This window comes from Pseudomonas asgharzadehiana (assembly GCF_019139815.1).
GTDB classification, from domain to species: Bacteria; Pseudomonadota; Gammaproteobacteria; order Pseudomonadales; family Pseudomonadaceae; genus Aquipseudomonas; species Aquipseudomonas asgharzadehiana.
Genome location: NZ_CP077079.1, coordinates 3,940,309 through 3,952,331, shown reverse-complemented (window position 1 = coordinate 3,952,331; position 12,023 = coordinate 3,940,309). Strand labels below are relative to the sequence as shown.

Here is a 12,023-nt window from a genome sequence, read left to right as displayed (position 1 = left end):
GTCATTGCTCCTTGGCTTCGTTGCGGCCCAAGTGGAAGGCAGTGATGGCTGCGGCGAGCAGCAGCATCGACGCCAGTTCGACCACCAGCAGGTACGGGCCGAACAGGCTGACGCCCACGGCTTTCGCGTCCACGGTGGTGTGGCCGATGGCCTGGCCGCTCTGGTGGGCGAACAGCACATACAGCAGTTCACCCAGCAGCAGCGCTGCGAGGACAACCGGGCCGAGCCAGATGCCGGGCTTGAGCCAGACGCGCTCCTGGGCGACCGAAGCCGGCCCCAGGTTGAGCATCATCACCACGAACACGAACAACACCATGATGGCGCCGGCGTAGGCGATCACTTCCAGCACACCGGCGAACGGTGCGCCGAGGCTGAAAAAGGTCATGGCCACGGCGATCAGCGAAATGATCAGGTAGAGCAGGGCGTGCACGGGGTTGGTGTTGGTGATCACGCGAAGCGTGGACACCACTGCAATACCCGATGCGAAATAGAAAGCGAATTCCATCTTTCTTCCTTAAGGCAGCAAGCTCTTCACGTTGATCGGCTCGGCTTCGTTTTGTGCGGCGCCTTTGGGCTTACCGGCAACGGCCATACCTGCAACACGATAGAAGTTGTAATCAGGGTTTTTACCGGGACCGGAAATCAACAGATCTTCTTTCTCGTACACCAGGTCCTGACGTTTGAACTCGGCCATCTCGAAATCCGGTGTGAGCTGGATCGCGGTGGTCGGGCAAGCTTCCTCGCAGAGGCCGCAGAAAATGCAGCGCGAGAAGTTGATGCGGAAGAAGTCCGGGTACCAGCGACCGTCTTCGGTTTCAGCTTTCTGCAGGGAGATGCAACCCACCGGGCACGCCACGGCGCACAGGTTGCAGGCTACGCAACGCTCTTCGCCATCGGGGTCGCGGGTGAGTACGATGCGGCCGCGATAGCGCGGCGGCAGGTACACCGCTTCTTCCGGATATTGCAGGGTGTCGCGTTTGCGAAAGCCGTGACCGAACACCATCACCAGGCTTCGCAACTGGGTACCGGTACCCTTAACGATGTCGCCAATATATTTGAACATGGGTCAAATCCTCACTGAACCGCGCCGGCTGGCGTGTCCAACAACACGACGGCAGCCGTCACCAGCAAATTGATCAGGGTCAGCGGCAGGCAGAATCTCCAGCTGAAATCCATCACCTGGTCATAGCGCGGGCGCGGAATCGAGGCGCGCAGCAGGATGAACAGCATGATGAAGAACGCGGTCTTCAGGAAGAACCAGAAGAAGGCCAACTGCGGCAGGATGCCGAACGGACCGTGCCAGCCGCCGAAGAACAGCGTGACCAGCAGGGCCGAGATCAAGATGATGCCGATGTACTCACCGACGAAGAACATGCCCCACTTCATGCCGGCATATTCAATGTGGTAACCGTCGGCCAGTTCCTGTTCCGCTTCCGGCTGGTCGAAGGGGTGACGGTGAGTCACGGCCACGCCAGCGATGAAGAACGTACAGAAGCCAAAGAACTGCGGAATGATGAACCACAGGTTCTGCGCCTGGTACTCGACGATGTCGCGCATGTTGAACGAGCCAACCTGCACCACGATGCCCATCAGTGCCAACCCCATGAACACTTCATAGGATACGGTTTGCGCCGAGGCACGCAAGCTGCCCAGCAGGGCGAACTTGTTGTTGCTCGACCAACCGGCGAACAGCACCGCGTAGACCGACAAACCGGCCATGGCGAAGAAGAACAGCAAACCGATGTTCAGGTCCGCCACGCCCCAGGTCGGGGTGATCGGGATGATCGCAAACGCAATCAGCAAGGCGCTCATGGCCACGACGGGTGCTAGGGTGAAGATCACCTTGTCGGCAAACGGCGGGGTCCAGTCTTCCTTGAAGAACATTTTCAGCATGTCGGCGGCGATCTGGAACATACCGAACGGGCCAACGCGGTTCGGACCGTAACGGTCCTGCCACCAGCCCAGCAGGCGACGTTCGACGAAGCTGAGCAGGGCGCCCGCGACGACCACGGCCAACAGGATCACGATGGCCTTGACCACCGAGATGATCACGTCAATTACTTCCGGCGTGAACCAAGTCATTGCGCTGCCTCCTGCAGACCGTCAACGGTTTTGCCGAAAATGGCGGGCGGGATCCCGGCGATGCCTTTTGGCAGCGCAACCAGGCCGGCACCCAGCTCTTCGTTGATGCGCAGCGGCAGGCGCAGGGCCTGGCCGGCCACGTTCAGGCTGAGCAAAGCGCCGTCGTTGACGCCCAGGCGGTCGGCTTCGGACTTGGCCAGCGACACGTAGGCGGCTGGAATGCGCTCTTGCACCGGCGCGGCCTTGGAAGAGTTCTCTTCGCTGCCGAACAGGTGGAAGAACGGCACGACCTGCCAGGTACCCGGCGCCGGGTTGAACGGACGCGGGACCGCGGCGAACCAGTTCAGCGAGTCACCGCTGCTTTCGATCAGGCGGGTGCCCGGGTCACCGGCACGGATATGCCCACCGACTTCGTCCTGGAACTTGTTCCAGGCCTGCGGCGAGTTCCAGCCCGGCGACCAGGCGAACGGCACCTGCTGACGCGGTTCGGCCGAACCCGAGTAACCTTCCATCGAGAAGGCGAACGCGGTGTCGTTGTCTTGCGGGGTACGCGGTTCGTGCACGCTGATGTCGGCGCGCATGGCGGTACGACCGGAGTAACGCAGCGGTTCACGGGCGAGTTTCAAGCCCTTGATGCGGAACGCGGCGGACGGCGCGGCATCGACGATACGCGCCAGTTGCGGTGCACTGGAGGCCACGGCAGCGGTGACGTGGTCGAGCTGGGTCCAGTCGATCGGCTGGTTCAGCAGGGTCGCGCGCAGGGCATGCAGCCAGCGCCAGCCTTCGTGAACCAGGATGCTGGCGTCCATGTACTTCGGATCGAACACCTGGAAGAAGCGCTGGGCGCGGCCTTCCTGGCTGACCAGGGTACCGTCGCCTTCGGCGAAGGTGGCGGCCGGCAGCACCAGATGGGCACGGTCGCTGGTGGCGGTCTTCTGGTGGTCGGCCACGATCAGCACTTTGGCGGCGCTGAGTGCGGCGTCAACCTTGGCGGCATCGGTGCGGGTGTACAGGTCGTTTTCCAGTACCACGATGGCATCGGCACGGCCGTCGGTCACCGCTTGCAGCGCAGCGTCAACGGACTCGCCACCGAGCATGGCCAGGCCGAGGCTGTTGGCTTCCGGCACGACCAGACTGATGGAACCGTTCTTGTCGCGCAGCTTGAGGGCCTTGGCGATGTTGGCGGCGGCTTCGATCAGCGCTTTGGAACCCAACGAGGTACCGGCAATGATCAGCGGGCGCTTGGCCGCCAGCAGGGCGTCGGCGATACGCTGGGCCAGCGCCACGGCTTCAGCGTCCAGGCCGTCGACGGCAGGCGCGCCGGCGTCAAGGGCGTGGGCCACGGCGAAACCGATGCGGGCCAGGTCGTCCGGTGCTGCGTGGACGCATTCTTCGGCGATGTCGTCGAGCTTGGTTTCAGCCAGGCTTGCGATAAACAGCGGGTTCAGCGCGTGCTGGCCGATGTTCTTCACGGCGGCGTCGAGCCACGGCTGTACGCGCATGGCGTCGGCCATTTCTTCGGCTTTGCCTTTGACCGACTGGCGCAACGACAGCGCTATGCGCGCGGCGGTCTGGGTCAGGTCTTCACCGAGCACGAAGATCGCGTCGTGGTCTTCGATGTCGCGCATGTTCGGCACGGGCAGCGGGCTGTCGTTCAGCACTTGCAGCACCAGACGGATACGCTCCAGCTCACCGGCTTCGATGCCGCTGTAGAAGTGCTCGGCGCCTACCAGCTCGCGCAACGCGTAGTTGCTTTCGAGGCTGGCGCGCGGGGAACCGATACCGACGATGTTGCGGCCGCGCAGCAGGTCGGCGGCTTTATCCAGCGCTTCGTCCAGGCTCAGCTTGGCGCCATCGGCCAGCAATGGCTGGCGTGGGCGGTCTTCGCGGTTGACATAGCCGTAGCCGAAACGGCCACGGTCGCACAGGAAGTACTGGTTGACCGAACCGTTGAAGCGGTTTTCGATACGACGCAGTTCACCGTAGCGCTCGCCCGGGGAGATGTTGCAACCGCTGGAGCAGCCATGGCAGATGCTCGGCGCGAATTGCATGTCCCACTTACGGTTGTAGCGCTCGGAGTGGGTTTTGTCGGTGAACACACCGGTCGGGCAGACCTCGGTGAGGTTGCCGGAGAACTCGCTCTCGAGCACGCCGTCTTCAACGCGACCGAAGTACACGTTGTCGTGTGCGCCAAAGACGCCCAGGTCGGTGCCGCCGGCATAGTCTTTATAGAAGCGCACGCAGCGGTAGCAGGCAATGCAGCGGTTCATCTCGTGGGAGATGAACGGGCCGAGGTCCTGGTTCTGGTGGGTACGCTTGGTGAAGCGATAGCGGCGCTCGTTGTGGCCGGTCATCACCGTCATGTCTTGCAGGTGGCAGTGACCGCCTTCCTCACAGACCGGGCAGTCGTGGGGGTGGTTGGTCATCAGCCATTCGACAACGCTGGCGCGGAACGCCTTGGATTCTTCATCGTCGATGGAGATCCAGGTGTTGTCGGTGGCTGGGGTCATGCAGGACATGACGATACGACCACGGGTGTCGTTCTCGTCGGTGTATTGCTTGACCGCACACTGGCGACAGGCACCGACGCTACCAAGCGCGGGGTGCCAGCAGAAATACGGGATGTCGAGGCCTAGTGACAGACATGCCTGTAACAGGTTGTCCGCCCCATCGACTTCGAGCGCTTTGCCGTCTACGTGGATAGTGGCCATGGTTCAAAGTTCTTCGTTGGCCCGTTGTCAGCGGGCGTGGCTAATGGAATCTTGTTATTCATGTGCATCTACACAGCCGTTACGGCGTCAGCACATGAGCAGGCGAAGGGCACGGACCCTTCGCCTGTTTAAGCGTTACGCGCCGACTACGATCGGCTTCGCCAGAGGCGGCACGGCGGCGCTGGTAGGCGCGATGCCGGCTTCGAACTCCGAGCGGAAGTATTTGATTGCGCTGCCCAGTGGCTCCACGGCGCCCGGTGCGTGAGCACAGAAAGTCTTGCCGGGGCCGAGGAAACCGACCAGGCCCAGCAGGGTTTCGATGTCACCCTCGCGGCCTTCGCCGTTTTCCAGCGCCATCAGCAGCTTCACGCTCCACGGCAAACCGTCGCGGCATGGGGTGCAGAAGCCGCAGGACTCGCGGGCAAAGAACTGCTCCATGTTGCGCAGCAGCGAGACCATGTTCACCGTGTTGTCCACCGCCATCGCCAGGCCGGTACCCATCCGGGTGCCCACCTTGCCGATGCCGCCGGCGTACATTTGTGCGTCGAGGTGCTCAGGGAGCAGGAAACCGGTACCGGCGCCGCCTGGCTGCCAGGCTTTCAAGGTGTAGCCGTCGCGCATGCCACCGGCGTAGTCCTCGAACAGCTCGCGCGCGGTCACGCCGAATGGCAGTTCCCACAGGCCAGGGTTCTTGACCTTGCCGGAGAAGCCCATGAGCTTGGTGCCCATGTCTTCGCTGCCTTCGCGGGCCAACGATTTGTACCAGTCCACGCCGTCGGCGATGATCGCCGGCACGTTGCACAGGGTCTCGACGTTGTTCACGCAGGTCGGCTTGCCCCACACGCCCACGGCGGCAGGGAAGGGCGGCTTGGAACGCGGGTTGGCGCGGCGGCCTTCGAGGGAGTTGATCAGCGCGGTTTCTTCACCGCAGATGTAACGCCCGGCGCCGGTGTGCACGAACAGTTCGAAGTCAAAACCCGAACCGAGGATGTTCTTGCCCAGCAGGCCCGCTGCCTTGGCTTCGGCCACGGCACGGTTGAGGTGCTTGGCGGCGGTGGTGTATTCGCCACGCAGGAAGATGTAGCCACGGTAGGTCTTGAGGGCGCGGGCACTGATCAGCATGCCTTCGATCAGCAGATGGGGCAGTTGCTCCATCAGCATGCGGTCTTTCCAGGTGTTGGGCTCCATTTCATCCGCGTTGCACAGCAGGTAGCGGATGTTGATGGACTCGTCCTTGGGCATCAGGCCCCACTTCACGCCCGTGGGGAAGCCTGCACCGCCGCGGCCCTTGAGGCCGGCGTCCTTGACCGTCTGGACGATATCGTCCTGGGCCATGTCGGCGAAGGCTTTGCGCGCGGCGGCGTAACCGTTCTTGGCCTGGTATTCGTCGAGCCATACCGGCTCGGCATCATCACGCAGGCGCCAGGTCAGCGGGTGGGTCTCGGCCGAACGCTTGATCAGGTTGGCCGGGCCGAAAGAAGTCAGGGTCATGGGTAGCCCTCGAGCAATTGGGTCACGCCAGCAGGCTGCACGTCACCGAATGTGTCGTCGTCGATCATCAACGCCGGCGCCTTGTCGCAGTTGCCCAGGCAGCACACCGGCAGCAGCGTGAAGCGCCCGTCCGGGGTGGTCTGGCCGAGGCCGATGCCCAGCTTGTTCTGGATCTCGCTGACCACCGACTCGTGACCCCCGATATAGCAGACCATGCTGTCGCACACGCGAATGATGTGGCGGCCGACCGGCTGGCGGAAGATCTGGCTGTAGAACGTCGCCACGCCTTCAACGTCGCTGGCGGGGATGCCGAGGATCTCGCCGATGGCGTAGAGCGCGCCGTCAGGCACCCAGCCACGTTCCTTCTGGACGATCTTCAAGGCTTCGATCGACGCCGCGCGCGGGTCTTCGTAGTGATGCAGCTCGTGCTCGATGGCCGAGCGCTCGGTTTCACTCAAGGTGAAACGGTCTGTCTGGATAAGCGTGCTGTTCATGCTTAGCGGTCCACGTCGGCCATAACGAAATCGATACTACCCAGGTACGCAATCAAGTCCGCGACCATCTCGCCTTTGATCACCGAAGGGATCTGCTGCAAGTGCGGGAAGCTTGGGGTGCGAATCCGGGTGCGGTAGCTCATGGTGCCGCCATCGCTCGTCAGGTAATAACTGTTGATACCCTTGGTCGCTTCGATCATCTGGAAGGATTCGTTGGCCGGCATGACCGGGCCCCACGAAACCTGCAGGAAGTGCGTGATCAGGGTTTCGATGTGCTGCAGCGTGCGCTCTTTAGGCGGCGGCGTGGTCAGCGGGTGATCCGCTTTGTACGGGCCGGCCGGCATGTTGCGCATGCACTGCTCGATGATCTTCAGGCTCTGGCGCATTTCTTCGACGCGCACGATGCAACGGTCGTAGGCATCGCCATTGGCCGCCAAGGGTACTTCGAACTCGAAGTTCTCGTAGCCGGAATACGGGCGTGCTTTACGCAGGTCGAAGTCGCAACCGGTGGAACGCAGGCCGGCACCGGTGACGCCCCATTCCAGGGCTTCTTTGGTGTTGTACTGCGCGACGCCGATGGTGCGGCCCTTGAGGATGCTGTTGTCCAGGGCGGCTTTCTGGTATTCGTCCAGACGCTTGGGCATCCACTCGACGAATTCCTTGACCAGGCGCTCCCAACCATTGGGCAGGTCGTGGGCCACGCCGCCGATGCGGTACCAGGCCGGGTGCAGACGGAAGCCGGTGATGGCCTCGATGACCTTGTAGGCACGCTGACGGTCGGTGAAGGTGAAGAACACCGGGGTCATGGCGCCGACGTCCTGGATATAGGTACCCAGGAACAGCAGGTGGCTGGTGATGCGGAAGAACTCGGCCATCATGATGCGGATGGTGTCGACGCGGTCTGGCACTTTAATGCCGGCCAGCTTCTCGACCGAGAGCACGTACGGCAGGTTGTTCATCACGCCGCCGAGGTAGTCGATACGGTCGGTGTACGGGATGAAGCTGTGCCAGGACTGGCGCTCGGCCATCTTCTCGGCACCACGGTGGTGGTAGCCGATGTCCGGTACGCAGTCGACGATTTCTTCGCCATCCAGTTGCAGGATGATACGGAAGGCACCGTGAGCCGAAGGGTGGTTCGGGCCCAGGTTGAGGAACATGTAGTCCTCGTTGGTGCCGGAGCGCTTCATGCCCCAGTCTTCCGGACGGAAGCGCGCGGCTTCTTCTTCCAGCTGTTGCTTGGCCAGGTTGAGGCTGAACGGGTCGAATTCGGTGGCGCGGGCAGGGAAGTCCTTGCGCAGCGGGTGACCTTCCCAGGTCGGCGGCATCATGATGCGCGTCAGGTGCGGGTGGCCAGGGAAGTCGATACCGAACATGTCCCAGACTTCACGCTCGTACCAGCTGGCGTTCGGCCAGATACCGGTCACGGTCGGGACGCTCAGGTCGCTTTCGCTCAGCGCGACCTTGATCATCACGTCGCTGTTACGCTCCAGCGACATCAAGTGGTAGAACACGGTGAAATCGGCGCCGCTCGGCAGCCCCTGGCGCTTGGTGCGCAGACGCTCGTCCACGCCATGCAGGTCATAGAGCATGACATACGGCTTGGGCAGGTTGCGCAGGAAGGTCAGGACCTCGACGAGCTTGGCGCGCCCCACCCACAGCACCGGCATACCGGTGCGTGTGGCCTGGGCGGTGAAGGCGTCAGGGCCGAAACGGTTATTGAGTTCGACGACCACATCCTGGTCGTCTGCCTTATAAGGCGGGATATACAGAGCACTGCCTGTAGTCATGGTTTTTTATCGCTTTCGGTCAACGTAAAGAATGAGGCCAGGTTTTCGTTCTATAAAAGAAGCGGGCTGGATCAGACTTCGTCGGGGCTGCGCAGATTGGTGACTGCGATTCGCTGTTCGCGGCGCGCATCCTTTTGCGAAGGCATCTCGGCGCGATACACGCCTTGATCGCCGACGACCCAGGACAGCGGGCGACGCTCCTTGCCAATCGATTCCTGCAACAGCATCAAGCCTTGCAGAAATGCTTCGGGGCGGGGCGGGCAGCCAGGCACATAGACGTCCACGGGCAGGAACTTGTCCACCCCTTGAACGACCGAGTAGATGTCGTACATGCCACCGGAGTTGGCGCACGAACCCATGGAGATAACCCACTTCGGCTCGAGCATTTGCTCATAGAGACGCTGGATGATCGGCGCCATCTTGATGAAGCAGGTACCGGCGATAACCATGAAATCCGCCTGGCGCGGCGAGGCCCGGATAACTTCGGCGCCAAAGCGCGCGATGTCGTGGGGCGCCGTGAAGGCGGTGGTCATTTCCACGTAGCAGCACGAAAGGCCGAAGTTGTACGGCCACAGGGAGTTTTTACGCCCCCAGTTGACCGCGCCACTCAGCACGTCCTCCAGCTTGCCCATGTAGATGTTTTTGTGGACTTGGTCTTCTAACGGGTCGGAAACGGTTTCCCGTTCGCCGATGGGGTATTGCTCGTTAGGAGCATCCGGGTCGATCCTGGTGAGATTGTATTGCATCGCCAAAGCCTCATTGTTTCAGCTTCGCTTGCCGCTTACGACGAGCTTCCGGAGCCCAATCAAGGGCGCCCACTCGAAATAGGTAGACAAGGCCTGCCAACAGAATTGCTATGAAAACGAGGGCTTCGACGAATCCGGTCCAGCCGCTTTCGCGGACGGACACAGACCAGGCAAAGAGAAAAAGGGCTTCGATATCGAAGATCACGAAGAGCATCGCGACCAGATAGAATTTGGCTGAGAGCCGCAAGCGGGCGCCACCTGTAGGTAGCATGCCCGACTCGAACGGTTCGTTTTTGCTGCGGCCCCAGGCTTTTGACCCAAGGAGGCTGGAGACGCCGAGCATGAAGGCACAGAGGCCGACAACACCGAGGAGGAAAATGGCAAAGCCCCAGTTGTGGGCCATGAGTCCTGTCGCTTCGGTCATGCTGGAAATCCTTAACAGAGAGCAAAGGTCTCTGAGCTCGAAAAAGTAATGATGCAGTGACGATATGTCGCAGCGCAGTCAACCGCGGTGATTTTATGGCTAAACACCGGGCAAGTAAAATTGCGATAGCGAAATTATTCGTTGGAATAAGGACATAGTGCACCTCAATGGGGCTGTAACCCTTACAGGGTGGGCATTAGCGGGCATTTAATCAAATCTGTTTTGTTTAACCGGTAACGAAGCTTTTAAATGCCAAATGATAATGAATATTGTTTGCGCGGAGGTTTAAGCGAGTGTTTCTCGTGTGGCGCGGGAAGTTGCCGTTACTTGCTTGAATGTCGCGAGTGTTGGCGTGGATCTTTTAACCGATTTATCTGCAGCGAATACCGCTCTGGATCAAGATTTGCGCAAAATTTTCAGGCAGATCACATTTCCCCATGTGGGAGGGGGCTCAGTCCAGGCAAAAAAACGCCCCGAACCAGTCGGGGCGTGATTGTTGTGCGGCACGGCGGTTAGGTCTTCCCTGGGGCCGCCGTGGCCGTGTACCCGATCAATCAGTGAAACTGTTCTTCTTCGGTCGAGCCGGTCAGCGCGGTCACGGACGAGGTGCCGCCCTGGATCACGGTGGTCATGTCGTCGAAGTAGCCGGTGCCCACTTCCTGCTGGTGCGCCACGAAGGTGTAGCCCTTGGCGGCGTCAGCGAATTCCTGCTCCTGCAGCTTCACATAGGCGGTCATGTCGTTGCGGGCGTAGTCGTGCGCCAGGTTGAACATGCTGTGCCACATGTTGTGAATGCCGGCCAGGGTGATGAACTGGTGCTTGTAGCCCATGGCGGACAGTTCGCGCTGGAACTTGGCGATGGTCGCGTCGTCCAGGTTCTTCTTCCAGTTGAAAGAAGGCGAGCAGTTGTAGGACAGCAGTTGGTCCGGGTATTCCTTTTTGATCGCTTCAGCAAAGCGACGGGCTTCGTCCAGATCCGGCTTGGCGGTTTCGCACCAGATCAGGTCGGCGTACGGCGCGTAGGCCAGGCCGCGAGCGATAGCCTGGTCCAGGCCGGCGCGTACTTTGTAGAAGCCTTCCTGGGTACGTTCGCCGGTCACGAACGGCTGGTCGTACGGGTCGCAGTCCGACGTCAGCAGGTCAGCGGCGTTGGCATCGGTACGCGCCAGGATGATGGTCGGCGTCCCGGCAACGTCAGCGGCCAAGCGCGCAGCGGTCAGCTTCTGTACGGCTTCCTGGGTCGGAACCAGTACCTTGCCGCCCATGTGGCCGCATTTTTTCACGGAAGCCAGTTGGTCTTCGAAGTGAACGCCGGCAGCGCCTGCTTCGATCATGCTCTTCATCAGCTCGTAAGCGTTCAGTACGCCGCCGAAACCGGCCTCGGCGTCAGCCACGATCGGTGCGAAGTAGTCGATGTAGCCTTCGTCACCTGGGTTCTTGCCGGCTTTCCACTGGATCTGGTCGGCACGACGGAACGAGTTGTTGATGCGCTTGACCACGGTCGGCACGGAGTCCACCGGGTACAGCGATTGGTCGGGGTACATGGACTCGGCGGAGTTGTTGTCCGCCGCCACTTGCCAGCCGGACAGGTAGATCGCCTGGATACCGGCTTTCACCTGTTGGACTGCCTGGCCGCCAGTGAGGGCGCCCATGCAGTTGACGAAATCTTTGTCGGGGCGGAAGGAAGGCTTGGCACCTTGGGTGACCAGGTTCCACAGCTTCTCGGCGCCGAGTTTTGCAAAGGTGTGCTCGGGTTGAACCGAGCCACGCAGGCGGACGACGTCAGCAGCGGAATAAGCGCGGGTTACGCCTTTCCAGCGTGGGTTTTCAGCCCAATCTTTTTCAAGGGCTGCAATTTGCTGTTCGCGTGTCAGTGCCATGGGGAAAAACCTCGTCGCATAGGTCTAGGTGGAAAAGTCCTTTTGCCTGCCACGCAATCGTTGCGCGGTAGGGCGGCTCGCTGACCAGAGGCATAGGCGGTCAAGCCAGGTTCGACGGGGGAGGCGACGGGGTGAACGAAGGGCTCAAGGGAGAAAGTGAGCAGGTAGGGGCGAACCGAGAACAGTCTTTGGGCGTCGTGGGCCGTTGGACATTCTGCAGTGTGTTGCCGGGTTACCTGGTTAGCTTCCGTCCCTCGGGACAACTTCGTTCCAGTCGCAACCAACGTCAAACACACCTTGTGGGCGGTACAGACACGAATCGGCTCAGGTGGGTAGCTTAGAGCGGCGATCCGAAGACCCTTGCCAGGGCCTCTGATTAGCGGGAGCGAGGCCATCATGCCCATGCTT

Annotated in this window: 10 protein-coding genes; all 10 read right to left on the bottom strand. The window is 61.2% G+C overall.

Annotation, left to right across the window (positions count from 1 at the left end):
- Position 1 precedes the first annotated feature (1 nt).
- The gene (gene nuoJ / locus KSS96_RS17845) at positions 2-505 is read right to left on the bottom strand and encodes an NADH-quinone oxidoreductase subunit J (RefSeq protein ID WP_017527176.1); all 504 of its coding nucleotides are present in this window, start codon (positions 503-505) and stop codon (positions 2-4) included.
- Positions 506-514: 9 nt separating this feature from the next.
- Positions 515-1,063 (bottom strand): NADH-quinone oxidoreductase subunit NuoI, encoded by a 549-nt coding sequence (gene nuoI / locus KSS96_RS17840; RefSeq protein ID WP_003174725.1) that lies wholly within the window; start codon positions 1,061-1,063, stop codon positions 515-517.
- 11 nt (positions 1,064-1,074) lie between these two features.
- Entirely contained in the window at positions 1,075-2,082 is a 1,008-nt protein-coding gene (gene nuoH, locus KSS96_RS17835; RefSeq protein WP_217855161.1) for an NADH-quinone oxidoreductase subunit NuoH, read from the bottom strand.
- Positions 2,079-4,793, bottom strand: coding sequence for an NADH-quinone oxidoreductase subunit NuoG (nuoG, locus tag KSS96_RS17830; protein ID WP_017527177.1), 2,715 nt, complete (start codon positions 4,791-4,793; stop codon positions 2,079-2,081). The genes nuoH and nuoG overlap by 4 nt, the downstream gene beginning before the upstream one ends.
- 135 nt (positions 4,794-4,928) lie before the next feature.
- On the bottom strand, positions 4,929-6,284 hold the full coding sequence (nuoF, locus tag KSS96_RS17825; protein ID WP_017527178.1) for an NADH-quinone oxidoreductase subunit NuoF: 1,356 nt from the start codon (positions 6,282-6,284) through the stop codon (positions 4,929-4,931).
- Complete coding sequence (gene nuoE / locus KSS96_RS17820; protein ID WP_003174721.1) at positions 6,281-6,778, bottom strand: NADH-quinone oxidoreductase subunit NuoE; 498 nt, start codon at positions 6,776-6,778, stop codon at positions 6,281-6,283. The genes nuoF and nuoE overlap by 4 nt, the downstream gene beginning before the upstream one ends.
- 2 nt (positions 6,779-6,780) lie before the next feature.
- The gene (gene nuoC / locus KSS96_RS17815; RefSeq protein WP_217855159.1) at positions 6,781-8,565 is read right to left on the bottom strand and encodes an NADH-quinone oxidoreductase subunit C/D; all 1,785 of its coding nucleotides are present in this window, start codon (positions 8,563-8,565) and stop codon (positions 6,781-6,783) included.
- Between the two features lie 71 nt (positions 8,566-8,636).
- Complete coding sequence (locus KSS96_RS17810) at positions 8,637-9,311, bottom strand: NuoB/complex I 20 kDa subunit family protein (protein WP_017527180.1); 675 nt, start codon at positions 9,309-9,311, stop codon at positions 8,637-8,639.
- 10 nt (positions 9,312-9,321) lie between these two features.
- On the bottom strand, positions 9,322-9,735 hold the full coding sequence (locus KSS96_RS17805; protein WP_003219575.1) for an NADH-quinone oxidoreductase subunit A: 414 nt from the start codon (positions 9,733-9,735) through the stop codon (positions 9,322-9,324).
- Positions 9,736-10,289: 554 nt separating this feature from the next.
- The gene (gene aceA, locus KSS96_RS17800; protein ID WP_003174717.1) at positions 10,290-11,615 is read right to left on the bottom strand and encodes an isocitrate lyase; all 1,326 of its coding nucleotides are present in this window, start codon (positions 11,613-11,615) and stop codon (positions 10,290-10,292) included.
- Positions 11,616-12,023: the final 408 nt, after the last annotated feature.

What these genes read in the sequence shown, in the direction of transcription:
- nuoH (WP_217855161.1), bottom strand. Translation starts at nt 2,082, where the DNA reads ATGACTTGGTTCACGCCGGAAGTAATTGACGTGATCATCTCGGTGGTC.
- KSS96_RS17810 (WP_017527180.1), bottom strand. Translation starts at nt 9,311, where the DNA reads ATGCAATACAATCTCACCAGGATCGACCCGGATGCTCCTAACGAGCAA.
- nuoE (WP_003174721.1), bottom strand. Translation starts at nt 6,778, where the DNA reads ATGAACAGCACGCTTATCCAGACAGACCGTTTCACCTTGAGTGAAACC.
- nuoC (WP_217855159.1), bottom strand. Translation starts at nt 8,565, where the DNA reads ATGACTACAGGCAGTGCTCTGTATATCCCGCCTTATAAGGCAGACGAC.
- KSS96_RS17805 (WP_003219575.1), bottom strand. Translation starts at nt 9,735, where the DNA reads ATGACCGAAGCGACAGGACTCATGGCCCACAACTGGGGCTTTGCCATT.
- nuoF (WP_017527178.1), bottom strand. Translation starts at nt 6,284, where the DNA reads ATGACCCTGACTTCTTTCGGCCCGGCCAACCTGATCAAGCGTTCGGCC.
- nuoI (WP_003174725.1), bottom strand. Translation starts at nt 1,063, where the DNA reads ATGTTCAAATATATTGGCGACATCGTTAAGGGTACCGGTACCCAGTTG.
- nuoJ (WP_017527176.1), bottom strand. Translation starts at nt 505, where the DNA reads ATGGAATTCGCTTTCTATTTCGCATCGGGTATTGCAGTGGTGTCCACG.
- nuoG (WP_017527177.1), bottom strand. Translation starts at nt 4,793, where the DNA reads ATGGCCACTATCCACGTAGACGGCAAAGCGCTCGAAGTCGATGGGGCG.
- aceA (WP_003174717.1), bottom strand. Translation starts at nt 11,615, where the DNA reads ATGGCACTGACACGCGAACAGCAAATTGCAGCCCTTGAAAAAGATTGG.